24 protein-coding genes and 3 pseudogenes are annotated in these 25,416 nt (G+C 44.5%); 7 read left to right on the forward strand and 20 right to left on the reverse strand.

All coding sequences use genetic code 11. The features are described 5' to 3' along the window. Nucleotides 1–50 precede the first annotated feature (50 nt). Together MBEAL2_RS19190 and MBEAL2_RS19195 are read right to left on the reverse strand one after the other, a co-directional pair. Nucleotides 51–1,439, reverse strand: a complete 1,389-nt coding sequence (locus MBEAL2_RS19190) for a sigma-54-dependent transcriptional regulator (RefSeq protein WP_047153883.1) — start codon at nt 1,437–1,439, stop codon at nt 51–53. Then, a complete protein-coding gene (locus MBEAL2_RS19195) occupies nt 1,414–2,919 on the reverse strand; it encodes an ATP-binding protein (protein ID WP_047153884.1) in 1,506 nt (501 codons plus the stop codon). The genes MBEAL2_RS19190 and MBEAL2_RS19195 overlap by 26 nt, the downstream gene beginning before the upstream one ends. A 502-nt stretch (nt 2,920–3,421) precedes the next feature. Between MBEAL2_RS19195 and MBEAL2_RS29520 the strand changes: the two genes are divergently transcribed. Next, entirely contained in the window at nt 3,422–4,087 is a 666-nt protein-coding gene (locus MBEAL2_RS29520; RefSeq protein WP_052947840.1) for a copper amine oxidase N-terminal domain-containing protein, read from the forward strand. 160 nt (nt 4,088–4,247) lie between these two features. Here MBEAL2_RS29520 and MBEAL2_RS19205 read toward each other — a convergent pair whose 3' ends face one another. From MBEAL2_RS19205 to MBEAL2_RS19225, 5 genes are all read right to left on the reverse strand, one after another. Further along, nucleotides 4,248–5,381, reverse strand: coding sequence for an MFS transporter (locus MBEAL2_RS19205; protein ID WP_439644890.1), 1,134 nt, complete (start codon nt 5,379–5,381; stop codon nt 4,248–4,250). Between the two features lie 129 nt (nt 5,382–5,510). After that, nucleotides 5,511–6,158 carry a bacillithiol biosynthesis deacetylase BshB2 gene (gene bshB2 / locus MBEAL2_RS19210; RefSeq protein WP_047153885.1) on the reverse strand — a complete coding sequence of 216 codons (648 nt, stop codon included), beginning with the start codon at nt 6,156–6,158 and terminating at the stop codon, nt 5,511–5,513. Between the two features lie 13 nt (nt 6,159–6,171). Next, nucleotides 6,172–6,516 (reverse strand): YojF family protein, encoded by a 345-nt coding sequence (locus MBEAL2_RS19215; RefSeq protein WP_047153909.1) that lies wholly within the window; start codon nt 6,514–6,516, stop codon nt 6,172–6,174. Nucleotides 6,517–6,547: 31 nt separating this feature from the next. After that, a complete protein-coding gene (locus tag MBEAL2_RS19220; protein WP_047153886.1) occupies nt 6,548–6,742 on the reverse strand; it encodes a hypothetical protein in 195 nt (64 codons plus the stop codon). Between the two features lie 110 nt (nt 6,743–6,852). Continuing rightward, the gene (locus MBEAL2_RS19225; RefSeq protein ID WP_047153887.1) at nt 6,853–7,797 is read right to left on the reverse strand and encodes an aldose 1-epimerase; all 945 of its coding nucleotides are present in this window, start codon (nt 7,795–7,797) and stop codon (nt 6,853–6,855) included. A 256-nt stretch (nt 7,798–8,053) separates the two neighbouring features. On the opposite strand from MBEAL2_RS19225, the gene MBEAL2_RS19230 reads away from it, so the two are divergent. Continuing rightward, a complete protein-coding gene (locus MBEAL2_RS19230; RefSeq protein ID WP_047153888.1) occupies nt 8,054–8,293 on the forward strand; it encodes a hypothetical protein in 240 nt (79 codons plus the stop codon). Between the two features lie 12 nt (nt 8,294–8,305). Here MBEAL2_RS19230 and MBEAL2_RS19235 read toward each other — a convergent pair whose 3' ends face one another. The 9 genes from MBEAL2_RS19235 to MBEAL2_RS19275 form a co-directional block, all read right to left on the reverse strand. Further along, the gene (locus MBEAL2_RS19235) at nt 8,306–9,148 is read right to left on the reverse strand and encodes a 3-hydroxyacyl-CoA dehydrogenase family protein (protein ID WP_047153910.1); all 843 of its coding nucleotides are present in this window, start codon (nt 9,146–9,148) and stop codon (nt 8,306–8,308) included. A 74-nt stretch (nt 9,149–9,222) separates the two neighbouring features. Further along, a complete protein-coding gene (locus tag MBEAL2_RS19240; protein WP_047153889.1) occupies nt 9,223–10,494 on the reverse strand; it encodes an ABC transporter substrate-binding protein in 1,272 nt (423 codons plus the stop codon). Between the two features lie 36 nt (nt 10,495–10,530). Continuing rightward, nucleotides 10,531–11,241, reverse strand: a complete 711-nt coding sequence (locus MBEAL2_RS19245) for an ABC transporter ATP-binding protein (RefSeq protein ID WP_047153911.1) — start codon at nt 11,239–11,241, stop codon at nt 10,531–10,533. Beyond that, entirely contained in the window at nt 11,234–12,004 is a 771-nt protein-coding gene (locus MBEAL2_RS19250) for an ABC transporter ATP-binding protein (RefSeq protein ID WP_047153890.1), read from the reverse strand. Before MBEAL2_RS19250 ends, MBEAL2_RS19245 begins: the two co-directional genes overlap by 8 nt. An 18-nt stretch (nt 12,005–12,022) precedes the next feature. After that, nucleotides 12,023–13,042, reverse strand: coding sequence for a branched-chain amino acid ABC transporter permease (locus MBEAL2_RS19255; RefSeq protein ID WP_047153891.1), 1,020 nt, complete (start codon nt 13,040–13,042; stop codon nt 12,023–12,025). Between the two features lie 7 nt (nt 13,043–13,049). After that, nucleotides 13,050–13,919, reverse strand: coding sequence for a branched-chain amino acid ABC transporter permease (locus MBEAL2_RS19260; RefSeq protein ID WP_047153892.1), 870 nt, complete (start codon nt 13,917–13,919; stop codon nt 13,050–13,052). Further along, nucleotides 13,913–15,502, reverse strand: coding sequence for a class I adenylate-forming enzyme family protein (locus MBEAL2_RS19265; protein WP_047153893.1), 1,590 nt, complete (start codon nt 15,500–15,502; stop codon nt 13,913–13,915). The genes MBEAL2_RS19260 and MBEAL2_RS19265 overlap by 7 nt, the downstream gene beginning before the upstream one ends. Before the next feature lie 22 nt (nt 15,503–15,524). Next, entirely contained in the window at nt 15,525–16,289 is a 765-nt protein-coding gene (locus tag MBEAL2_RS19270) for an SDR family NAD(P)-dependent oxidoreductase (protein ID WP_047153894.1), read from the reverse strand. A gap of 221 nt (nt 16,290–16,510) precedes the next feature. Beyond that, nucleotides 16,511–17,887 carry a sigma-54 interaction domain-containing protein gene (locus tag MBEAL2_RS19275; protein WP_236692943.1) on the reverse strand — a complete coding sequence of 459 codons (1,377 nt, stop codon included), beginning with the start codon at nt 17,885–17,887 and terminating at the stop codon, nt 16,511–16,513. A gap of 199 nt (nt 17,888–18,086) precedes the next feature. Here MBEAL2_RS19275 and MBEAL2_RS19280 point away from each other — a divergent pair, with 199 nt between their 5' ends. The 4 genes and pseudogenes from MBEAL2_RS19280 to MBEAL2_RS33020 form a co-directional block, all read left to right on the forward strand. Further along, nucleotides 18,087–19,310, forward strand: a complete 1,224-nt coding sequence (locus MBEAL2_RS19280) for an acyl-CoA dehydrogenase family protein (protein WP_047153896.1) — start codon at nt 18,087–18,089, stop codon at nt 19,308–19,310. Next, nucleotides 19,273–20,319, forward strand: a complete 1,047-nt coding sequence (locus tag MBEAL2_RS19285) for a phosphotransferase family protein (protein ID WP_047153897.1) — start codon at nt 19,273–19,275, stop codon at nt 20,317–20,319. Before MBEAL2_RS19280 ends, MBEAL2_RS19285 begins: the two co-directional genes overlap by 38 nt. Nucleotides 20,320–20,325: 6 nt before the next feature. Beyond that, nucleotides 20,326–21,084 carry a 2-phosphosulfolactate phosphatase gene (locus tag MBEAL2_RS19290; RefSeq protein WP_047153898.1) on the forward strand — a complete coding sequence of 253 codons (759 nt, stop codon included), beginning with the start codon at nt 20,326–20,328 and terminating at the stop codon, nt 21,082–21,084. 221 nt (nt 21,085–21,305) lie between these two features. Then, nucleotides 21,306–22,226 (forward strand): annotated as a pseudogene (locus MBEAL2_RS33020) (IS630 family transposase); the annotation flags it as partial. A 204-nt stretch (nt 22,227–22,430) separates the two neighbouring features. Here MBEAL2_RS33020 and MBEAL2_RS19305 read toward each other — a convergent pair. Together MBEAL2_RS19305 and MBEAL2_RS19310 are read right to left on the reverse strand one after the other, a co-directional pair. Beyond that, nucleotides 22,431–22,985, reverse strand: a pseudogene (locus tag MBEAL2_RS19305) (IS110 family transposase); the annotation flags it as partial. A gap of 146 nt (nt 22,986–23,131) precedes the next feature. Beyond that, nucleotides 23,132–23,908: pseudogene (locus tag MBEAL2_RS19310) on the reverse strand (recombinase family protein). A 162-nt stretch (nt 23,909–24,070) separates the two neighbouring features. Here MBEAL2_RS19310 and MBEAL2_RS19315 point away from each other — a divergent pair. Further along, nucleotides 24,071–24,271: a helix-turn-helix domain-containing protein gene (locus tag MBEAL2_RS19315; protein ID WP_026089141.1), complete on the forward strand. Its 201-nt coding sequence runs from the start codon at nt 24,071–24,073 to the stop codon at nt 24,269–24,271. Between the two features lie 316 nt (nt 24,272–24,587). Here MBEAL2_RS19315 and MBEAL2_RS19320 read toward each other — a convergent pair whose 3' ends face one another. Together MBEAL2_RS19320 and MBEAL2_RS29525 are read right to left on the reverse strand one after the other, a co-directional pair. Continuing rightward, nucleotides 24,588–24,917 carry a hypothetical protein gene (locus MBEAL2_RS19320; RefSeq protein WP_047153900.1) on the reverse strand — a complete coding sequence of 110 codons (330 nt, stop codon included), beginning with the start codon at nt 24,915–24,917 and terminating at the stop codon, nt 24,588–24,590. After that, nucleotides 24,889–25,416 (reverse strand): RHS repeat-associated core domain-containing protein (locus MBEAL2_RS29525; protein ID WP_500778847.1); only part of this gene is annotated, 528 nt, incomplete at its 5' end. The genes MBEAL2_RS19320 and MBEAL2_RS29525, both read right to left, overlap by 29 nt.

The following is a 25,416-nucleotide window of genomic DNA, read 5'->3' on the forward strand; positions in this document are numbered from 1 at the left end:
TAGAGAGTAAAGAAGTTACACTCAGTGTGTAAACATTACACAACTCATCCTTATGTATCCAATTCATATTCCTGACACTTGTAAACAAAAGCTTTACGTGACATATCTAGCATTCTTGCAGCCTGCGCCTTATTGCCGAAGGTTCGCTGAAGAGCCCATTTCATGGCTTCCATTTCCGCCTTCCGCAGCACTTCCCGCATAGTGAATCCCGGATTAAACTTTTCTTTTATTTCAAATTGATTCGTTTCGCTATCGTGACCAGCGTTATCCTCGTTAAGATCAGGAAGATGCTCAGACATAATCATTTTTCCTGGTGCCATTACCGCTGCGCGATAAACAATGTTTTGCAGCTCTCGCACATTGCCTGGCCAATCGTACATCAGTAAGTGCTCCATCGCCTCCGGTGAGATATAAAATTCGCCTGTTTCAAATTCCTTCGCATATTGGGCCAGAAAAAAACGGGCCAGCTCGGGGATATCTTCTTTCCGGTTGCGGAGGGGAGGCAAATGGATGGAAACGACATTCAGCCGGTAATATAAGTCTTCCCGGAACTGGCCGGCCTGTACCATTCTAATAAGGTTGCGGTTCGTAGCCGCGATAACGCGAACATCAACCTTCAATGTCTGCGTTCCCCCTACCACTTCTACCTCTCCCTCCTGCAAAACCCGGAGCAATTTAACCTGTAGGCTCATCGGCAGTTCCCCCACTTCGTCAAGGAATACGGTTCCCTGATGAGCGAGTTCAAACTTTCCGGGTTTCCGGATCGAAGCTCCTGTAAAAGCCCCCTTCTCATAACCAAACAATTCGCTTTCCAGCAAATTTTCCGGTATCGCTCCACAATTAATCGCGATCAACGAATGCCCTGCCCTTGAACTGTTAAAATGAATCGATTTGGCAATTAACTCCTTTCCTGTGCCGCTTTCACCCTGGATGAGCGCCGTTACACGGGAAGAGGCTACTTTTCCTACCAATTTATATACCTCGCGCATTTCGGCGGAATGTCCAATAATAGAGTCTGCGGACTGATGCTTGACTGTATCTTTTTGTAAACTTTTTGCTTCTTCCGTTAGCCTGTTCATATCCATCGCCCTGGCTACAACCTGCTTGATTTGTGAAATGTTAAAAGGCTTGGCAATGTAATCAAATGCACCTAAACTCATCGCTTCCATGGTTGTTTCCGCCGTACTGAAGGCGGTAAGAATAACAATCGGAATTTCCGAGATTTTGTTATCTATCTTTTTTAAAAACTCCATCCCGGACATTTCCGGCATATTCAAATCCAGGAGAATAAGCCTGAACATAGCAGGATGCTCTTCCAGCATGGTAAGTGCAGCCCTTCCGTTTTCCGCCTCATCAACATCATATCCTTCTTTGCTCAATACGGTTTGCAGCGCTTTTCTAACATGGGCTTCATCATCGACTACTAGAACTCTCGTCATTCGCAATCTCCTTCCCAGGGAATTCAACCTGAAATTTTACACCGGTATCCACATTTTCAAAACATATCGTACCGTTATATAAATGAACAATATTTTGCGTCACAGACAATCCCAGACCCATTCCCTTCTCTTTACTCGTAAAAAAGGGATCAAAAATCATTTCCTTTTGGTCATTATCGATATAGGAACCGGTATTAAAAAAAGACATGCCGAGGCGATTGCCGGCAGCAAAAGTTCTAATCTCCAGAGTTCCCCCTTGATTGGCTGCCTGGATGGCATTCAGCAATAAGTTAATAATGATTTGCTGGATAAGATTATGGTCTGCAAACATTTTGATGTTTTCCAGCTGCTTTATGACCTTTAGCCCTTTCTTGCGCAAATCGTATTCTACTAATAATAAAGAACGGTTAATTAAATCAGGAACATTGACCTCTACTTCCTTTTTTATCGAAGGGCGCCCAAATAAAAGCAGTTGTTCCACTAAGCCGTTCATTCGCTCTACTTCCTTCACAATAATACCGATATATTCGAGATTCGGGTCCCCTTCTTCCATTGATTCCTCCGCAATCTGGCTAAAGGCTTTTATCGAAGTAAGTGGATTGCGAATTTCATGGGCCATCCCTGCCGCCAGTTCACCAAGCGCCTTCAAGCGGTCAACCCTGCGAATTTGTTCTTCCATCGCTTCCGTGTGCGTCTTTGTTTCAACCAACCGATTCATCAGCCCATTGATAGCGATTGGGATTTTTCCCAGGACCCCTTTACTGGCGGGAAGACGATAGGATAGATCATTTCCAATTCGATCGATGGACCGGATGATTTTATCGATAGATCCTCCAAGAGCATTAGCCATTTGCAGGGCAATTGCCATTCCGGCAAGCATTCCCACCGCAAGAATAAGCAAAATGTTGCGCTCCATTTTCCGCATTTGGGCCACAACATCACTCGTTAACTCATTCGCCCATACGTATCCGATAATTCGATGTTCTCTCATAAGCGGTACCATCGCATTCATAATATCACCACGCACCTGTTTTCCCGTAAACACAAGCGGTTTCCCGTTCTGAAGCACACGCCTTCCCGGGTGCGTTTCGCTAATGGACAAACCGATTTTATCTCCCAACTCCGAACTTGGACCATAAGTAATTACGGCATCTAAGTCACTGTAGTAATATCCCACACCAACCCCTGCATTATCTGCTGCAACCATGTCTGTAAGGGGGCCCAGTCTTGAATTTAAGTGACTAATTTTTTCTGCCCGTGTCATCGTATTCCCGGTAGAATCCAGGTAATTATCAAAAGTACCTTTCAGCATGTAATCCAGCTGTTTAGCTATAGAGGAAAGCTTTTTCTCTTTTTCTTTCAATAAAGCTTTTTCCGCCTTGTCGATCATGAAATAACCTGTCGTTAAAACCGGAATGGATATCGCTAATAACATAATCATAATTAATTTCATCCGAAAAGAGATTAATGAACGATTCATGCTTCCTCCCTGGATTGCCTTGTCCTTCCATAAATTCTAGCATTATTTTCGCTCCATATGTAAAAAGCTCCCCAATCCATCCTGGGGAGCTGCTCTATTTCTTTTATATCCTAGCCCTCACAAGAGCAGGCGATGATTACCAATAAAATAAACAGTACGAGAATAACCCCGAGGTTATCACCAAATCCGCAGCTCGACGACATATCCATCACTCCTTTTGTTAATCTTCTATAAGATATGAAAAGGAGGGCGAATGTGTATGGGCGATCCTGAAAAATTTTAAAGGCCTATTTTTTGCTCTAACATTGAAAGAACGCCCAGTTTACACACCTGCTATTTGATATAATTAGTCTATTTGCCTCCCTTATATTTGAATTATAACAAGAATGTATAATTCAATTCTCCTATTTTATTAACAGTGTCCAGAAAATACCCCATAAACTTTGAAGGTGCTCGAATTCTATAAAGGTAAGAAATACATAAATGTAAGGAGAAATGGGAAATGAAGAAAAAGTTAGTAACAGGTATCCTCTCAACAGCCTTATTAGTAAGCGGAGCAGCATCTGCTTTTGCAGGTACGGTACAAACAAATAGTACGGCCAGCGGATCTGTTTCCGTACACTCTGCACAAAAGCAAGATGGTCCGGCTGCAACTAAAAAGACAGGGTTGGAAAATGCCCTGAATCATGTTAAAAACGAACATGCAAAACAAGTCATTTTAAGCAATATTCAAAAGCAGCAGAACAACGTAACGACAGGCGATACCATTAATGTAACGACCGGAGATACCGTTATGGTTACTCCTGTTATCATTAAGAATGAAATCATTGTGAAACTGAACGGAAAAAACCTCTCCTTTGATCAAAAACCAGTCGTTGTACAAGGGAGAACACTTGTGCCTTTGCGCACTATTTTCGAAGCTTTAGGGATTAAAATAGACTGGGATGGAAAAACCGGAACCGTAAAAGCAGGGAAAGGCAAAAATAAGGTCACAGTAAAGATTGGTTCAACGACTGCAACAGTAAACGGGAAGGCCGTAAAGCTTGAGCAAAAAGCACAGGTAATAAACCAAAGAACGATGATTCCACTGCGTTTTATTAGCGAATCATTCGAAGCCAATGTTAAATGGGATGCAGCCAGCCATACAGTTATCATTACACAAAAATAGAAAAACGAATGGGAAACAGCCTTAGCCCGGTACTCAAACGGGCTAAGGCTGTTTTAATTTCCTAAAGTAACACGATCCGCTGTCTCCCATTGCTTTAGCTTTCGGTCAGACGGCAGGAAAACCGTAAGGATCCCAATAATGGGCAAAAAACTGCACAGCATCATCGTAAAATACAATCCATAAACGTCAGCCAGTTTTCCCAGCAAAACGGACCCAATCGCCCCATGCCAAACGCCAAACCAACAATTAACCCTGACACGGTCCCAATCTTGCCCGGTATTAATTCCTGGGCGTAAACAACCGTCACAGAGAAGCTCGACAAAATAATAAAACCAAGAATAAGAAAAATAGGATACACCCAGAATAAACCCACATGCGGAAGGATAAGGGCAAAGGGAGCGGCGCCAAGCATCGAAAATAAAATCACATTTCTTTTCCCGAAACGGTCCGCCAGCGGTCCGCCTAAGAAGGTGCCAAGCACCCCGGAAGCTAAAAATACAAAGATATAATACTGGGCGTTTTTAACAGAAAGCCCATAATGGTTTATTAAATAAAATTGATAATAGTTTGAAATTCCAGCGGAGTACCAGGACCGGGCAAATACAAGAAAAATAAGGAGAAGGATAGCATATGTAATTTGCTTTCTTTTTCCCCCGTTCCGCTCTCTTGTTTCTTTTGTTTTACTGGCCTTAGGAAAGTAAACAAGCTGCTGGTTATACCAATGAGAAACGTAAATGAGCACAAGTACAGCCAAAGCGGCAACAAAAGTAAACCAGATGGAACCGAATTGGCCCAGTGGAACGAAAATCAAAGCAGTCATGATGGGGGCTAAAGACTGTCCGGCATTCCCTCCCACTTGATAAATCGATTGCGCAAGCCCTCTCTTTATACCCGCTGCCATATAAGCAACACGGGAACCCTCCGGATGAAAGGATGCCGATCCTAACCCAATAAACATAACGGATAGCAGAACAAAAGAGAAGCTAGGGGCATAAGCTAAGCCCAGCATTCCGATTAAGGATAATCCCATTCCAAAGGGGAGCATGTACGGTGAACTTCGCTTATCCGTATACCAGCCGACAACCGGCTGCATAATGGAAGAAGTCATGCTTAAGGCAAAGGCAACCCAGCCCAGCTGGACATAGGATAATTGCATGCTTTTTGCTAATATTGGGAAAATAGCCGGCACAACGGATTGCATTGAGTCATTTAACAAATGGACGAAACTAATCGCAAATAATATGCGATATACGGTCGATTGATCCGCTACACTTGATTTTACAGCCACTTGCATCCTTCATCCACCTCTCCAAACTCATTTTTCTCTGAAAATGTATATACATCATTGTAACGTACTTTAGGCTTTAAATGAAGAAGGCAGCCCTCCGGAATGGAACCCGGTCGGCTGCCTTCGTTTTGTTAATTATCTGCATGGATACGTCCAAAAACGCTCCCTGGCAAATTTCTCCCTTAGCTTCTTGTCTTTCGCGGCCTGTTTACTTAACGCATGAAACTGAGATTGGTGTGAAGCAATGGCGGCAAGTTTCTGTTCTATGTAATCCGCAACATCAATCGTCACATCCGGTTCTCCCAGTACCTTTCTGGCATCTTTCGAAACCGCAACGCAGTAAACGATAGGGCGGTTTACATCAGCCATTGTTTCTACCGCCCTAATGACTGCGGCTCCGCAAGCATCATGGTCCGGATGAACGCTATAACCCGGATAAAATGTAATAATAAGTGATGGCTTTATCTCTTCTATAACAGCTCTTACTCGAGCGGCCAGTTCTTCTTCATCTTCGAATTCAACCGTTTTATCCCGTATGCCAAAAAGGCGCAAATCCGTTATTCCCATATGCTCACAGGCATTTTCGAGTTCTTTTTTCCGAATAAGAGGAAGCGTCTCTCGATTTGCAAAAAAAGGATTTCCCATGTTCCTCCCCATCTCGCCCAGGGTCATGCATACATAAGTAACAGGAAGCTCCCGGCTTGTGTAAGACGCTGCGATTCCTGAACAGGTAAATGCTTCATCGTCAGGATGAGGAAAAACGATCAACAAATGTTCCTTCATTCAACATTCTCCTTTAAAATGGTTCCGCGCTCAGATGAAGAGCAACACCAAGCTTTCCGTCGCCGTCATGCCCGGCTAACAGCAGCCTGCCCTTCCCGTCGACTTCCCAGTGCGTCAGCCCTTCTGCATAGATCCAACCCAGCTCCATTTTTAATCCAATACGGTATGGTCCATCTCCCGTTATTTTCCCGCTTGTAATTTGAACTTGTGCATTTCGGATATACGCACCTGTAGAGAAGAAATTTTCGTTTTGGTGAGCCGCATAAGCTCCATTGGTCGTTTCTAAATGTAGATAGACAGCTTTATTGAGGAAGCTTGCCAATTCCTCCTGAACATCGCGGGTACTAATCGGGTTCAATTTATCCATTCCCCCTTGTTTTTTCTAAATATTACGGTTCTGCCGTTGCCTGTGCCCCTGGCTCACTCTGTCCCGGCAGTTGAAAGCGGACGGTTCTCGTCTCCCCCACCCCCTCTACAGTTGCACCGATAACGCGGCCGAGTTCACGCGCGGCTGCATACCCGACCCCGTTCCCTTCCGCCCCCGGATCATTGCCACCATGCCCCATATCAATGAATACTCTCATAACGCAAGAAACCTCCCTTTCTAAAGAAAGATACCTCTACAGCATATGGGGAGTGGAAAACATCCGTGTGCCCTATTATTATGTATCATCCGGGCTGTCCGGCTCGACCGTTAAAGGGGTGAAACGATAAACTCGGTCTCAAAGCGCTTTTGTTCGCCCGGCTTTAGTCCTGCAAGACCCGTTATTTCCGCAGGAAGCGGTAAATTCGGGGCATTTGTAATCCATGAATACGGCTCAATGGCGAGAAAATCCTCTGTACCCTTCCCATTATAGATAACCCAATGTTTAAAATCGCCCCCCACCGTATACGTTAGGGACAGACCAAGTTGGGGAAGTCTCAACACGGCCCTCTTATCTTCTGTCATGATAAACGCATCGTCGAGCTGTCTGCCTTCCAGCCCGGTCCCGGCGGCCAGCTCCTTTTGCAGCGGCGAATCTAAGAGCTGTCCGGTTGGCAGCATTCGCTCGTTGAGCTGCCACTGCTTCCCTACCTCGATTTGCAGGCGGGATGCAGGCGCAGGAAATGGGAACGTCGTGTGGTATCCCACTCCTATCGGCATCGTCTCCGCACTATGATTTGAGACGAGGAGCATTTGTTTTAACCCTTGCTCTGTTAAGGCAAAGCGCATGGTTAACTCAAACGAATGGGGAAACTGTTGCATAATTTCCGGATAATCATCCGATCGCAGCCGGGTAATAAGCTCGTTGCTTTCTCCATTTTCCGAAACCACGCTCCAGCGCTTGTTATGGACAAACCCATGGATATGGTTACTTTCCTTGGCACGGTTCATCTCGAGATGATAGATTTTCCCCTGAAAAGTAAACATCGCATCCTCAATTCGGTTCGGCGGAAAGAGGACAGGGGTTCCGTACAGCATCGCCCGCTGATCATACTCCTCCCTGCTCCCCGGAGTCCGCAGCAGTTCTGCCTTGCGTTCTTTATCAAATAATGAAAGCAAATTGCTCCCCAGGCCCGGCACGATAATCGCTCTAAATTTATCATTCGCCATCTCATATGCAGGCTCTTGTAGAAAAACAATTTGTCGTATGGCCATATATTTTCCTCCAAATATATCGATTGATTCCAGTATGCCCGATCCAGGGTTAATTGAGTAAAACTCCCTTAAGAGAGGGAACATAAGAAAAACATCGCGGGCATGCCGCTCGTCCTTTCCCCTTCTGAGAGCCGTCATCGCCCGCGATGTTTTTCTTTGACTTTGGGACCGCACGGTCCCATGATAATAATTCCCTTTAACACTTTAAAGCAACATATGCTTTCTTATCTACTAAAAAACGAAAGGAGGAAGGGACATGCCGCCAGGAATTGTACACTTTCTGCTTCTGTTTATATGCGGATGGCTTATCGGGATGGGCGGAATGGCAATGCTTTTTATTATAACATTTTCTCTTCTCCGCAGAAGAAGCGAACTGCTTTTACAGAATGAAGAAGAAGGGATCACACCTCGGTTTCAATATGATGAAGAAGTCCGGCAAATCTTTTTTGATGTAGAGGAATGCACGGTTATTAGGACTAAGCACCTTAAAAAATAACATTTGATTTGCCTAGTATGAATAGAAACCTTTCCCCGTTTTTCTCCCCAAATTCCCGGCACGAACCATCTGCCGCAGCAGTGGCGCAGGACGGTACTTTGGATCACCCATTTCCGTATGTAATGTTTCAATTACATATAACAACGTGTCGAGTCCAATCACATCCGCTAGCGCAAGCGGCCCAATCTGATGACTTGCTCCTAAAATCATGGCTTCATCAATTTCTTCCTTGCGGCAAATCCCTTCCTGCAGGACAAAAATTGCTTCATTAATCATAGGAATTAAGATGCGATTGAACACAAAAAGAGGAGATTCCTTCACTTCTATCGCTTTCTTTCCCAGGCTTTCGGCAAACTTCAAAGCAGTTTCTACAGTCTCATCAGAGGTTTGGGCTCCCCTTACTATTTCAACGAGCTTCATTTTAGGCACGGGATAAAAATAATGGGTACCAACCAACCGTCCTGGATTCGTAAGCGCAGAAGCTATCTCCGTAATATTTAACCCGGACGAATTTGTTGTAAAAATAACTTCTTCTTTCACGATCGATTCAAGCTTACAAAATACCTGTTGTTTAATAGACGTCTTCTCAATTACAGCTTCTGTGACGTACTGGACATCGGCAAGCTCCTGCCAATCTGTCGTTCTGTGGATTCTTCCAAAAATTAAATCCCGCTCCTCAACTGTAAACCTTTCCTTCTTTACAGCAGTGTGAAGCTGGGTTTCGATCGTCGTTACTGCCTTATTTAAAGTTTGAGCGTCTATATCAAATAAAACTACCGTATATCCCGCCTCGGCACATGCCTGGGCAATACCGGCTCCCATTGTTCCTGCTCCTATAACAGCCACTCGATTCATTTTTTTCCTCCCGCCTATAAGATACAAGAGAGCGGATGCCAAATGATTCAACATCCGCCTGCTCTCCTTATTGTTTATTTGCTAACTTCATACTTGATAACATCAGAAGCTTTGGCCATTTTCCCATTCTCATCTTTGATTATGACGACTGAAGTTGTTCCATAATGGTTGTCGGGGGAATAGGTGACGTTAAAAGCAAGCCCCTCATTCCAATCTTTGAGTGTTTCCAACTGTTTTATGAAATTTTCACGGGATAGGTCGTTGCCGGATCTGCGGAGTCCTTCTACAAGAACCTCGGCTTCTGCCCATCCCCATAAGGCCGGTCCGCTAGGATTTACACCTTTAGCATATTTACCGAGTGCTTCCTCGTATTTCTTCACTTTCGGATCGTCCGTTCCCGCCAGGGCTGTCCAGCTGGAGCTATAGACGTTCTTCCAGGCATCCCCAGCTAGATTGAATAAATTGTTATCCGCGCCGCCTACACTTGTAACCATAAACGGCACATCCACTCCCACCTTATGAAGTTCTTTTTTGTAGGCAGCAGTTGGTTTGGTGATGGAGAAAGAAAGGACAACGTCCGGGTTTGCTTCCTTCATTTTTAAGGCAGGGGAACTGAAATCTACATCGGTGGAATTGTAGGGAATCTCAGCCACTGGCTCAATTCCTTTTTTCTTTAATTCATCAATCGCTCCTTTATAACCGCTTTTTCCAAAATCATCGTTCTGATAGAAAATCCCTATTTTCTTCGCTTTTAATTGATCTACAGCATAATTGGCAAAAATCCGGCCTTCTACCCCATAATTTGTGAGCAATCCGAAAACGTTAGGAATGACAGGATTCACAAAAATATCGGCACCGGTCGAAGGACCAACAAGTGGGATCCCTTCCTTCTTAATTTGGGGTAATGCCGCTTTGTTGCAGGATGTACAGTCGTTTCCGACAATGGCAAACACCTTGTCCTCTTCAATTAACTTTTTAGCAACCGCAACAGCCCGGGATGGCTGGTATTCCTCATCATATGTTACAAGCTTTAATTTTCGCCCGTTTACCCCGCCCTGTTCATTAACATATTGAAAATAAGCATCCACTCCTTTGGCAATGGCACTATACAACGCCGCTGAGCCGGATTGGGTTGCCCAGTTTCCAATAATAATTTCAGAATCCGTAATTCCGGGAGAAGACTTCCCCGCCTCCTGTTTTGCGGAGCCGCTGCCTTTAGATGCTTCCTGGCCGGCAGTCGTGGTTGATTTACTTGCAGTCCCGGCCCCGCAGGCTGACAGGAGCAAACTTACACTAACGAGCATACTTGCAATCGACACTAAACTTTTCTTATTCATCTTTTCCATTGATTTTCCCCCTCTGTTTTAAAATGATATTTATGTTTAGGATGTAACTCCTAAATATAACTCCCGTACCCGGTGATCTTTCTTCAATTCACTCGCCTTTCCAGCTAAAGCCACACGCCCGTTCTCCAAGATATAGGCATAATCCGCGACCGATAAGGCAAGATTCGCATTCTGTTCAACTAATAAAATTGAAGTACCCGTCTGATTGATGTTTCTTATTATTTCGAATATTTCTTTCACAATGATAGGAGCCAGACCTAACGAAGGTTCATCTAATAGCAGAACTTTTGGTGCTGCCATTAACGCCCGGCCAATCGCCAGCATTTGCTGCTCTCCTCCGCTTAGCGTTCCAGCAAATTGAGCCAGTCTCTCCTTCAAACGTGGGAACATCGCCAATACCTTTTGTAAATCTTCCTTCACTGCGGTTCGGTCGCGCCGGGTGTACGAACCAATTTGCAGATTTTCCAGAACGGTTAATTGTGGAAATACCTGGCGATTTTCCGGGCATTGAATCACCCTTATTTTTACAATTTGATCCGGAGACTTTCCGGTTAGTTCTTCTTCCTGGTAGATTAACTTCCCCAGTGTTGGTTTCACTACACCGGAAATTACTTTAAGAGTAGTAGACTTTCCTGCGCCGTTCGCTCCCAGCAGCGTAATAATCGAACCGGCAGGGATTTCCAGGCTAATATTCCGAAGGGCTTCGATATTTCCATAGCTTGCAGAAATATTTTCGAGTTTAAGCACTTTCATCCCCCTCTCCCAAATAAGCCTCGATAACTGCCGGGTGCTGTTGAATTTCCGCAGGCAACCCTTCCGCGATTTTACTCCCGAAATCAACCACAGCGATCCGATCAGAAATCTTCATCACGAGCGGCATGTCATGTTCAATCATGAAAATCGTAATGCCCCACTCATCACGCAGCCTCCGGAAAAAGTCTCCCATACGTTCGGTTTCAGTATGGTTCATACCTGCTACCGGTTCATCAAGTAGCAATAATTTCGGTTTAACCATGAGGGCGCGGGCAATATCCACCGTTTTTTGCAGCCCGAAGGGCAGGTTTTTAACAATCTCGTGAGCAATGTTTTGAATCTCCAACACTTCAAGGATTTCCTCCGCCTTCTTTAAGACTTCCCGCTCCTCACGGCGAAATCCGGGCAAGAGGAAACTGCTGCTAAAAACTCCGCTCTTTAACTTCGGATGCAATCCTGTTCGCAGGTTATCCAAAACGCTCATGTTTGCAAACAACTCTACATTCTGAAAGCTGCGGGCAATGCCCGACTTAATCACTTGATGGGGCTTTAGAGACAGTATACTTTTCCCTTCAAACGTGATTTGACCCTGAATCGGTTGGTAAAAGCGTGAAATCGTATTTAATACCGTAGTTTTCCCAGCTCCGTTGGGGCCAATTAAACTGAAGATTTGGCCTTTCTCCACATACAAATCAAGATGATTGACGGCTGTTAAGCCGCCAAACTGAACCGTAACCCCTTTCATTTCAAAAAACATACGTATCACCTCCTTCAATTACTTCTCTGAACTGATAACCTGCTGAGACGTTGGGACGGTTTCGGGTACCGGGTCGCCCGTTTGATGGCTGGATCTTTTTATTGCCTTTTTTCTTTTTAGCCTGGAGCCGATGCTAATTAAGCCGTCCGGAAGGAAAAGGATAACAAGAACCAATGCTGCTCCCGTTAACACAAGAGATAAGCCAGGAACTTTATCCGTCAGCTGCGGAATCATCGTCAACAGAATGGCCCCCAGATAGGAACCCGGTATGGAAGCGAATCCGCCTACAACGACCATCGCTAATACAAGAAATGAAATACTGAGATTAAAATCATTGGGACTAATAAACCCGATAAAATGAGCGTAAAGGCTTCCGGACAGTCCGGTATAAAAAGCACTAATACTAAACATTAGCGCCTTATATAAAGGCACATTGATTCCCATGGCCGTTGCTGCAATTTCGCTCTCCCGTATGGCTACAAATGCGCGGCCCATTCTACTGTTGATTAAATTGCTTAGCAGCCAGGTAACAATGAGTGTTACCACAAGCAGAAGGTAATACATTTGCATATCTGACTCAAAGGTATAGCCTAAAATGGACGGTTTTTCAGGGAATAATCCAGAAAATCCTCCCGTTAGTGAATCCCATTTCAAGAGGAGCTCCGGAATTGCCACCCCAAACCCTAATGTTGCCACTGCCAAGAAGTGGCCGCTCAGCTTTACTGCAGGAAGTCCAACAATAAATCCAATGAAAGCGGTAAAAAAACCGGCCAGGGGTAAAGCTAACCAAAAGGGAACACCCAGCGTAAGAGTAAGAATGGCGGATGTATACGCTCCAATCGCCAAAAAGGAAGCATGCCCAATGGAAATTTGCCCGCCATATCCGATAAGAAGATTCAAGCTCATGACAACAATCACATAAATGAAGATTAGACTCCCGGAATAAAGCAGGGAAGTTGCCCCTCCTGATAGGACAGGAAATAAGAAGATAAGGAAGATGAAGAGATAATTAAGCTTTTTATATTTATTCCGATCCATTCTCTAATCACACCTTCTTTACTTGTTTGATTCCAAACAGCCCTGTCGGCTTAACATAAAGGATTAAAATAATCAGAAGGAAGACAAAGGCTGTTTTTAGCTCCGCTGAAACATAGCCAGCTACTAAGTTTTCAAACAAACCAATAGATAGGCCGCCAACCACCGCACCAGGCAAACTGGCAAACCCTCCGAGCACTGCTGCCGCAAACGCCTTAATTGCAACTTCCCCCATCATATTCGGATCGAGAAAGGTAGTCGGAGCTATCAGAAGCCCCGCAATTCCTCCAAGCACAGCACTAATCGCCCATGTAAGCGAAAAAACAGCCCCAACACGAATGCCCATCAATTCCGTCGTTCCCAGGTTTTGAGCAGCCGCCCTCATAGCAAGACCAATCATCGTGTGACGGAACAGATAGAAGAAAAGAAGCATAAGGACAATCGTCAAGGTAAAGATTAAAATTTGATTCGGTGTCAGCAGGAAACTTCCTAAGGAAATGGGTCCTCCTTTAATCGCTTCCGGAAAGCTGGTAGGTTCATATCCCCAGATCATTCCGGCTATCCCTCTGAATGCCATATACAGGCCAAGCGTTAAAATAATTTGGCTTAATACAGGCGCTTTTTGTACCGGCCGCATGAAAACCCTTTCAATTATAACGCCGAAAAGAGCTGAAAATACTAAGGCAAGCAAAAATGAAAGCCAGTATCCCATTCCCCAGGAGTGAATGCAGGTAAAACCCACAAAAGCGGAAATCATCGCCATTTCCCCTTGTGCAAAATTAACCAAATCAGAAGTTTTATAGATTAACACTAATCCCAACGCAGCTAATGCATATAAACTGCCTGCAGCTAAACCGCTTACAATTTCTTGGGTTAACATATATTCACCTCTTTCAAGCGCGATTTCATGATCTTTCCCCCCGGATTCCTCGGCAGCTCTGAAATAAACTCGATAGTGGCCGGCACCTTATACTCAGCTATTCTCTCCCGTGCGAACCGTTTTACCTCTTCTTCTTCGACCAGGACACCTTCTTTTGGTACAACGAACGCTTTTACAGTTTCTCCGTATAATTTATCTGGAACTCCAACTACGGCTGCCTCAAGAATTCCCGGATGGTTATATAGAACATTCTCAACCTCTACCGAAAAAACTTTTTCCCCTCCGCGATTAATCATGTCTTTCATCCGATCCATGATGTAGACAAATCCGTCCTTGTCGATAAGAGCAATGTCCCCGGAACGCCAGAACCCATCAACAAATGAACGCCTGTTGGCTTCCTCATTGTCCCAATACCCCTCTATTACCATCGGTCCCTTTATCAACAACTGCCCTACTTGCCCATGGGTACACTCCTGTTCGTTTTCATCTACCACTTTAATTTCCGCAACCGGAACCGGCATACCGACGGAATGAAGCTTGTCTTCCGGGGCATGGCGCGGCATGATCGTTGTAGGTGAGGATGTTTCGGTTGCCCCGTAGGCATTGTGCAGCTCCGCTCCCGGAAACACTCTTTTCAAATCAGAAATAGTATCCATCGACATCGGTGCGCCGCCGAACGCCAGAGTGCGGACAGCGTGATACGTATGCTTCATGAAATCAGGGTGAGACATCACCATCACATAAATCGTCGGCACATTAAACAAAAAGGTAATGTTTTCCTCTGCCAGTAATCGGATATACTTATCCGTTTTGTATTTTTCCATCAGGACTGAGGTTCCTCCTACCTGCACCATGTGCAGAAGCTGCCCCACAAGCCCGGTTACGTGAAACAACGGCACAGCAATCAACGTCTTCGTCGAATGGTTCGTTTCTAATGCATTTTCATAGCTTATTGCTCCATGGATAACACCTAAGTGACTGCCTATTGCTCCCTTTGGGACGCCGGTCGTCCCGGATGTATACATGATGAACAGCGGATCGTTTTCATTGATGTCTTCCACAGGAGCGGTTGCGGGCTGGAGTAGAATTTCAAAGAGAGAACAGCCTCCCTTTACCGATGTAGCGTTTCCGATTAAAAAGAAGTGGTGGACTGTGGAAATATCCATATTATCTCTTAGCTTCTCTATCTTCTCCAGGCATCCGTCATCAAAAAGCAAAAGCGAGGCCCTGGAATGGTTGAGCATATAGGATAGTTCTTCTTCTTTTAAACGTGTATTCAAAATTACGGCAATCGCACCGATTCTGGCGCACGCAAAGATTAACAGGGCAAACTCAATACGGTTTCCAACTAGCACCGCAACCCTATCACCTTTCCGGATTCCATAAATACTATAAAGATTGCCTGCAATCCGTTCAACCCGTGCAGCGAATTCCCGGTATGTAATCCGTTCTTCCGCCGAAACAAGGGCTTCCTTATCCGGATAATTTGCCGCTGTCCGTGCAAGCATTTCGGTAATCGTTTTGGGTCTATGCACGAATACTTTCAGCTGACGGTTAAAATGTGTTTCCACTGCAATCGTCATCACTGTCCTCCTGGTTGTTTATTTATCGGGCGGTCCATCCGCCGTCAATATTGAGTATCTGACCCGTCACATAGGAAGAGGCCTCTGAGGCAAGAAATACGACAGGACCCGACAAATCCGAAAGCTCACCAACCCGCTTTTGCATCGTCGCGTTAACAATTTGACCGTACCGTTCCGGATCTTGCAGCCACTCCTCGGTCATCGGGGTTCGAATGTAAGCCGGTCCAAGAGCATTCACCGCAATGTTGTAAGGAGCCAATTCTTCCGCCCATACCTTGGTCAACTGGTTGATTCCCCCTTTGCTGGCTGCATACGATGTCTGATACGGCATCCCGATCGTCCCAAAAATCGAGGAAATATTGATAATCTTTCCGTACCGCTGTTCAATCATTTGTTTAGCTACAGCCTGCCCAACGAGGAAAATTCCCTTAAGATTGACATTCAACACACGATCCCAATCATTTTCTTCCACCTCGATGAGCGGCTTACGAATATTCATGCCGGCGTTGTTGACTAAAATATCAATCGAACCGTTACGTGCGACCACTTCAGCCACGAGGCTCTCAACTTTTTCTTTCTTTGTTACATCACACGGAAGGTACGCAGCGTCAAACCCAGCTTCCTGCAGTTGTTCTTCTGCTGCCCGTCCTTCTTCTTCCCCGCGGCTTGTGATGATAATTCGCGCGCCGTAAGCGCCGAGTGCATATGCCATCCCGAACCCTATTCCCTTGCTGCCGCCGGTTACAAGTGCAGTTCTTCCAGCTAAATCAAATGTCGGAATGTTCATGACCCACTTCCTCCCTTATAAGTTTTCCTGCCTGCCTTTATCGCTCAGCAATTTTCATGCCATGTTTACGCACTTCCACTCTATAAAAATTTAATTTATACTATAAAAACGGTATTTATATAAAAGAAAAAGAGGAAAAAAGCAGAGCGAACTCTGATTCTTTCCTCTTTTTTTTGCCCGCTGATTTGATTTGGAATCAGCGATGAAAATTGTAATCGCTTTCACCTGATGCCCAGCTTCTGAATTTTTTTAACGAGGGCTGATTGGCTAATTCCGAGAACCTTGGCCGTTTTGCGCGTCGTTTTATGCTCGGCCAGATTCTGTTCAATCATATCCCGCTCCACACCTTCCAACAGCTCTCTAAGCGTTGTTTTGTTCATGTCATTAGCAGCCTCGGGCAGAGTGAATGGAAAATCAGTTACCTTAATCTCGCGCTGGTCAACAGTAACCGAGAGCCTCTCAATCAGGTTTTCCATCTCACGTATGTTGCCCGGCCACGCATATTGTTCCATGATGGTTAAAACATCCGGGTGGAACGTTTTGTCCAGTCCGTATTTTTCGTTCATTTTATTCAGGAAAAAGCACGCCAGTGGGATAATATCATCTTTACGTTCCCGCAGGGAAGGGATTTTGATAGGTACAATATTCAGGCGATAATATAAATCCTGCCGGAATGTCCCCTTTTCCACCATCTTCTCAAGCAATTGATGAGTAGCAGACAGAACGCGTACATTTACTTTCACGCTTTTTCTCCCACCGACCCTTGTAATCTCCAATTCCTGCAGTACCCGCAATAATTTCACCTGCAAATCAAGCGGCATATCCCCAATTTCGTCCAGGAAAATGGTGCCGCCGTCCGCCTGTTCGAACAGCCCCGGCTTTCCCCGGCTATCCGCCCCCGTAAATGCTCCCTTTTCGTAGCCGAATAACTCTGATTCCAATAGGTGCTGCGGAATTGCCGCACAGTTTACTTTGATAAGCGGTTCCTGTGCCCGGTCACTGGCCCGGTGAATGAGCTTGGCAATAACCTCTTTTCCTACGCCTGACTCTCCCAGCAGGAGCACCGTTGAGTCTACCCTGCCTACTTTTTGTACGAGGTGGAGCACCTGGATCATTTCTTTGCTTTGGGCAATAATGCCGTCAAGCAGTAACTGCATCTTTTCCTTCATCTTAAACTCTTTAATCTCATTTATATATTTTTGCGTTAGTGCCTTAGACTGCTGCAGATCGAGCTTCAGCCGGTTCAACTCGGAAATATCCCGTACATTAGTAACGATGTATTCAATCTCACCCTGTTCGCTGTATATCGGATTACCGGTTGCCAGCACTTCCTTCCCCCGGACCGTCTGTATGATTGTCATTGGCTTCCTGCTCTTCAATACTTTCAAGGATACAGATTCGGAAATGATACCTTCACGCTCAAGTTCTTGCAGATTCCTTCCAATTAGTTCTTCTTTCTGTACACCAGTGATTCGCGTGTACGCTTCGTTTACCATTACGCCATTTCCATGGGCATCTGCTACATAAATTCCATCGTAGCTGGATTGAAAGATAGAGGTAAACAGCGTTTCTACTTTAACCATTTTATTCACCGTCACTTTTCTACCATTCTTGTATATACACTATCATTATACAATTTTTTTCAGAATATATTAATATTTTTAAATATGCTGTCTGAAATTGTGATTTGTTTTGTGTTCACTTTTCCTAAGCAACAAGAAATTACAGCCATTATACGTTTGGCATTCTTTTTGCTTGGATATATAGACAAATCTAGATTTTAAAGGAGTGATTCATTTGTTCGATTTTAGCCCATCACCGGAACAGCAGGATATGATCGAAAAAGCGACCGCATTTATGGATGAATACGTTTATCCAAACGAAAAGCATATGGTACCTCACCGGGGATTGCCGGAAGAAATTTTAAAGCCGCTGCAGGCGCGCGTAAAAGAAATGGGACTGTGGGCCGGCCATCTGCCGAAAGAATTCGGCGGCATGGGAATGGGCTTCGTATCGCTCGGCCTGCTCTCAGAAATTATCGGCAGGAGCCCGATCGCTCCGTACATTTTCGGCTCCATGGCGCCTGACGCAGGAAACGGTGAAATCTTAGAGAAAGCAGCTTCTGCAGAGCAGAAAGAAAAGTACCTCATTCCGCTAGCAAACGGGGACATCCGCTCCTGCTTTGCGATGACCGAGCCGGAAGTATCAGGATCCGACCCGAGAATGCTTCAGGCAAGCGCTGAATTGGACGGAGATGAATGGGTTATCAACGCCCATAAATGGTTTACAACCGGAGCCCTCGGTGCTTCGTTTTCCATCGTCATGGCGATGACCGATCCGGATGCTCCACCGCACAAGCAATTTAGCATGTTTCTAGTCGACGCCGACAATCCAGGCTATGAAATTGTACGCGAAGTGCCTATCATCGGTGATCATTACACCGGCGGACACTGTGAAGTGCGCTATACAAACTGCCGTGTGCCGAAAGAAAACCTGCTGGGCCCCCGCGGTGAAGGGTTTGCCCTCGCCCAGCTCCGGCTCGGCCCTGGCCGGATTACACATGCCATGCGCTGGATCGGTGTGGCAAAGCGCAGCTTCGATTTAATGGTTGCGTATGCCTCGGAGCGAATTACACGCGGCAAACCGCTGTCCGAGTTTCAATCCATCCAGAATTTCATTGCCGATTCTGCTACAGAGATTGAAGCCGCCCGTCTGATGACACTATATGCCGCCTGGAAAATGGATCAGGGTGACCAGGCGCGCAAAGAAATCTCCATGATTAAATTTTACGGGGCTAAAGTGCTGCACGATGTGATTGACCGGGCGATCCAGGTACACGGGGCACTCGGAATTACGGGCGATACGCCGCTCGAGGGATTTTATCGCGAGGCAAGAACAGCCCGCATTTACGACGGTCCGGACGAAGTACACCGTATGGTTGTCGCCAAGCAGGTGCTTAAAGCATTCAAAGGGGGAGCACGCAATGAACAACAGCGTGAAGCCGCAAACAACCTCCGTTAACTGGGAGCTAATCGAGCGATATATCCGCTCACGGATTTCCGGCCTGCCGGATAAGCCGATGGAGGTTCATCCGTTTTCCGCCGGTTACTCCAATCTAACTTACCGGATTGCTATCGGGGAGTGGGAGGCTGTTTTCCGCCGGCCTCCGTTCGGCAGCATTCCGCCAAAAGCACACGATATGAAGCGGGAGTTCACAATTCTTGAGAAGCTGCACCCCGTCTTTCCGCTCGCTCCAAAACCGTATCTGTACTGCGAAGATCCAGCGGTTTCCGACAAGCACTTTTATATTATGGAGAAGAAAAACGGCCTTGTTCTAGATGATGCTCTTCCGCCTGAACATGAAGGGGATACAGCATATACACGCACCGTCTCCGAAACCGTTGTTAACACATTGACTTTTTTGCATAGCATCGACTATCGGAAAGCGGAGCTGGCCGACATTGGCAGGCCAGAAGGATATCTCGAACGGCAGGTGCATGGCTGGATAAAACGATATGAGCAGGCGAAAACGGAAGAAATCGGTGAGGTAACAGAAATCGAACAATGGCTTCTCCGCCACCTCCCCTCCTCGCCTGCACCAACCATTGTGCACAACGATTTTAAGCTAAACAATATGATGCTGTCTCCGGACGATCCCAGGCAGGCGGTGGCCGTGTTCGACTGGGAAATGTGTACGATCGGTGATCCACTTACCGACCTTGCATGCAGTCTGGCCTACTGGACAGAACCCGGGGAGGCAGAAACCGGGCTTACATCCGTCACCATCCAGCCCGGCTTTCTGACGCGTAGGGAATTCGCCGACATGTATGCGGCAAAAAGCGGACGTGATTTATCTGTTATTGATTACCATCTCACCTTTGCCTTTTATAAAATCGCCGTTGTGCTCCAACAGCTTTACTATCGCTGGAAAAAAGGCGAGACTGCTGATGACCGGTTTGCCAGCCTTGATGTCGGTATTTATAATTTAATGCGCCAGGCAGGGCGGGCGAAAAACAGGGAGTTGTTATAAGAAGCGATGAGAAAAATTCATGTACTGACCCGCAAAGAAGATGTGGAGCCTGAACGCCTTGCCCGCTGCACTGCGGTCGTCATCGATGTCCTATTGGCCACATCGACGATTGCTCTGGCGTTAAAGCACGGCGTCAATGAAATCATTCCCGTTCGGGGAGAAGCGGAAGCCCGCACAGTACAGGCGGAACTTCAGAATGAATTGTGCCTGCTATGCGGGGAGCGGGACGGGCTGACGATCAATGGATTTCTTAATCCCGATCCCGCCAGCCTTCTTATCAATGATCTGGTCGGCAAGCCATTGATTCTGTCGACAACCAACGGCACCGTAGCGCTGGAAAATTGCCGGTCCGCCCGGCGGCTATACGCCTCTTCGCTTGTCAATGGAGCCGCCGTCGCCGATTGTATACGGCACGAACCAGATGAAGCCTCGGTCGTTATCGTATGTGCCGGATCGGACGGCAGATTTGCGCTTGAGGATTTTCTTGGGGCGGGCTGCTTAGTTTCGCATCTCCTTGAAGCAGGCGGAGACGCCTGGCATTTATCCGATGCGGCCATTGCTGCGGTTAAGCTTTACGAAAGCCAGGCTCCCCGGCATATCGCTGATCTTCTTCAGCAGACAGAGACGGCGCACCTTCTTCGGTCACTCGGGTATACAGAAGCCGTGATGCACGCAGCCCAGGTAAACAGCGTGCAAGTTGTACCGTTTTGGTTAAACGGCCGGCTGACCGATGTAAACCGCACGGAACATCACACGAAAATATAAGTATTTAAAAAAGGAGGCTGTCTCAAAAGGTCGTTGAAAATCGACTTTTTCGAGTCAGCCTCGCTTTAGTTTACAAAATGCAGATTATATGCCAAGTTAAATAATCAAAAGGAAGAAGCTCTCACTTTTTTCAAAAAGATAAATAGTTAAAAATGCACCTCCAAAATATAAAGGACCACCTATAAATATATAAGTTGAACTAAATAGTTTCATCCCAGCGTGAAATTGCAGATATCACGGGACGTTGTGTGAAAACCATTCACCATTATGTCTCGGCCTATAAGGAAAAAGGGCTTGATGGCCTTGAAATCACCTATTCACCCGGTGCGCCAACGAAACTGACGAAGGAACAACAACGGCAGTTGATCAAAACCGTCGCTTATAAACAACCCGTTGATGTAGGGTTTCCTGCCAAATATAATTGGACTCTCTCGCTTATCACGCAGTATATTAAACGGGAATGGGACCAGTCTTACACGCTCCGGGGAGCATCGAAGATGCTTCATTCACTGGGACTCAGCTATACACGCCCCACCTATACACTTAAAAAGGCAGAGAAGAAAAAACAGGATGAATTTTGCCCTGGAAACCTTTCCTGCGCTAAAAAAAGCTTTTGAACGAGGAAATTTCCCACCTTCTTTTTGAAGACGAATCGATGATTCGTGATGACCAGGCCATTCAACGGACGTGGTTCCTCAAAGGACAACAGCGAATCATTCCGACTTATGGCCAGCACAGGGGTGTGAAACTACTCGGTACACTAAATTATGAAACGGGCGAGGTCTTCTGCGTAGAAGAGGAAAGCTATGACGCCAAAGTGTTCCTCGAATTCCTGAAAAGGGTGTTGAATCATTATCTCCGGGAAAATAGCGATGGTCCTGGATAATGCCAGGATTCACCGTACCAAACTCATTCAACCCTTCCTGGAGGAGAATAAAGACCCGTTAGAATTGGTCTTCCTGCCACCCTACAGCCCAAACTTGAATCTAGTTGAGGGCCTTTGGAAGTGGTTGAAAGAATCCGTAGTGAACAATGTCTTTTACTCGACCATTCAAAAAATTAAGTTGAACGCAAGAAAATTTATTCAACAGGTAAATGAAAATCCAGAGGAAGTCATTGACCGACTCTGTATAAAGATGTAATTCAAAGATTCAACTTATATAGTAAATGTTTTTAGGTATTTCAAAGAGATTAACTAGATAAGGAAAAAGAATCATCCATAGAAATACAACTGTGTATTTCCCCACCTCTTCATTAAAAATCAATCCACCCATTCCCAAGCTCACTTTCGCGTGAATCCAAATATGTTTATAGACAGATATAAAAAAGGAGGATTGAAAGTTTGATGCAACGCTAGTGCTCCCGCAATTTAGTTGAAACTGCTTCCTAAGAGTATTATTTGGATAGTAGTGGCTCAATTGAATGTGCAGTTGGTTCTTCAAAGCACCTTGTGCTTTTACTAATGCATTTCTTCTAGTGACTAGCTGTTGTATCGACCAATATAAATCATGTGGTTTAGCGTCTGGTAACTGGTCTAGTTTATTTACCAATATACGTGCCACACATTCTGCATCCCAGCTATCACTCTTTTGTGTCGTCATATGGCTTTTTCGTTCAGCGTATGAAAGTGCTGGGTTTACTTCTTTTACAGCCTGTCCATGGTCGGTTAAAAACTGTGCTAACGATCGTCCATAGCCTCCAACATCTTCTAAGCCAAATACAGGCGTCAATCCATCACCTATAAGTTTATCAATGTCCAATAAAAATGTTGAGAAGGCAGACGGTTTATTTTCAAACTTTATTTCCCCTAGCTTCTCTTGCCAACAATTAATAATCACTGCCACATGGTGCTGTTTATGCAAGTCAACACCTACATACAAGTATTTCTGTTTTTCATGCATTTTCTCATCCCCTATTCAATTAAATGAAAATGCCGGCAACCTTAGTTCGAGCGTTCACCAATTGGTGCGCATTGGTACGAAAGCCTATCCATTTTCATTGTTACAAGTAATCTATAAGAAAATGAGCATCTTTTTTAAGTGGCTTATTAAATTATTGCTTCATGCTTGCCAGTTGCTTGTATTTGTCCATATGTATATATTCTTTGATAAAAGCTTTAACGGTCTAAAATGCGCTTTACTTGTACTTTGGTAAATAATTTACCTTGAGTTGTTTTATAGCCTTCTTCATTTAAGGCATTTGCCAACCTGGATAAAGACCATTTCTTATTTAGTTCCTTAAGCTCAAACACCCGTTTAACTGCTTCTGCCTGACTATCATGTATCATTAGTTCTTTTTCACCTTTTTGTTTCATGTAGCCAAATGTTACCCTTCTTCCTGCATAACCACCTTCCTTCGCCTTTTTATTTCTCCCTTTCGTTAGCTTTAGTGCAATTTCAAGCCTTTGATATTGGTCTAATAATTCCATTAAGCCGTTTACCAAAAAGTCGTTTGGATCTTTCTTATGAATACTGTAAAATGGTTGTTCAATGCTTTTTATATCACAACCGTATTTCTTCAACTCTCGATGTATCAGCACTTTTACAATATCTGATCGCCATAACCTACTTGTGTTCAGTACTACCACATAATCAATTTGGACAGACGAAAGGTGAGCCAACATTTCCTGTAAGCCCACCCTGTCTATTTCCAATGCTTCTTCTTTTAATTTGGCACCACTAATTCCTTCGTCTCTAAAAATGTGTATCAAGTTCCAGCCTTGTTCTTCACAATATGCTTTGATTTCGTCCTCTTGATATTTCAAGCTGTATCCATCTTTGGCTTGCCCTTGAGTGGAGACTCTTATATACCCAACAACGTTCAACTTTTCACCCTCCCGTTACGAAAATTAAGATTAACGTAACGTTTAGCCGCTATATTTAATATAAATTCATTGTATGCGGCTTTAGCGATACAATCAACCCCTTTACCGATACAATTTTATTGTGTATCGTAAAAGTAATATAAACAGAGGAAGGGAAGTATCATGCCAATATCAATCAAACTCAAGGAAATCCTCAAAGAACGTGACCTATCACAACGTGAATTGGCACGTATGACAGGGCTGCGACCAAATACAATCAGCCATCTTTGTTCAGATAACGTGGACAGGGTTTATCTATCAACATTAGAAACGGTATGCAAAGTGTTAGACATCGACATTCAGGAGTTAATCGAGGTGGAGTAGTCCTCTTGCTGTAGTTATCGTTTTATGTACGTCAAAGTTGCGGAAAAATTTAAAATGTAGGATAAAGCGAAGATAGGATGATGGAGAATAGAAAGGGTGGTAACTGATAATATTAATAATTATTTACTTTATGAAAACACATTAAATAGGGCATAAATTTTAAAGTAAATTGTACGCACTTAATAATTTGGCTAAACATAATATTGGGCATACAAACCTTATCTCTATTTTCTATTTAAAAAGTGGTCTATTCGACACCCCATCTATTATAAAAAAGAGCCTTGAAGAAGTCTAAACTTCCTCGAGGCTCTTTAATTTAACAAAGCTCTTTCAGTAAATCAACCAGGTTATCAAGTTTATTTTTGTAAGTTTTTATTTCCGAAACTTCTTGGTTTTGTTTCTCACTTAATGAACTTATTTTATTTTCTATTTCGTTGTTTTTATTAACAAATTTTCTATTTATTTTTTTATTGTTTAGGAATGATGTTACAAGCCCTGCTATATGACTGTCATACTCAACTAGGTCTGTAAATATATCATACAAATCATCATCCTGAGGAGCTTCTGGAAAGGGCAGTCGTTTAAAATCCTCGAACTTAGCCACTAATGTATGATAATCAATCCCAGAACGTGACGAGTTTTCCATCTTTAGTCCAGTACCCCCCTACTTTGTTTTTTCCTGTGCCTTTTTGAATTTTATACCCCTTTGCTCCAGTTGACAATTTTACTTCTTCAGCTAAACCTTTATTTTTTTTAAAGAAATCCATTGCTGCTTTCGTATATTGTTCTGGTGTTCTTCCTTTACCATGCTTTCTGAGATGATAATCCATTGACTCAGTAACATCATCAAACGTTCCTTTATACCATTGATTAGAAGTACTCTTAGCGTATTTAGGACCAAGTTTAGTAGTACCCTTACTGAGTATTGTCTTTCCGTAGGATAGCATTTTTTTACCGGCCGATTTCATCAAAGCTTGAGCTTCATCTCTAGCAATTTTAACAACCAGACCAGCAGCCGTAATTACCTTAACTAAAGTAAAATTAGGATTTTCTTTCATATAGCCATCAGGGTCTGTATACATCACAGGGTTGTTGCTTGTATACAAATATAAATTATCATCATCCATAGCATCTCTAGTGATAAA

The sequence above is a fragment of the Aneurinibacillus tyrosinisolvens genome, from assembly GCF_001015055.1.
Lineage (GTDB): Bacteria > Bacillota > Bacilli > Aneurinibacillales > Aneurinibacillaceae > Aneurinibacillus_A > Aneurinibacillus_A tyrosinisolvens.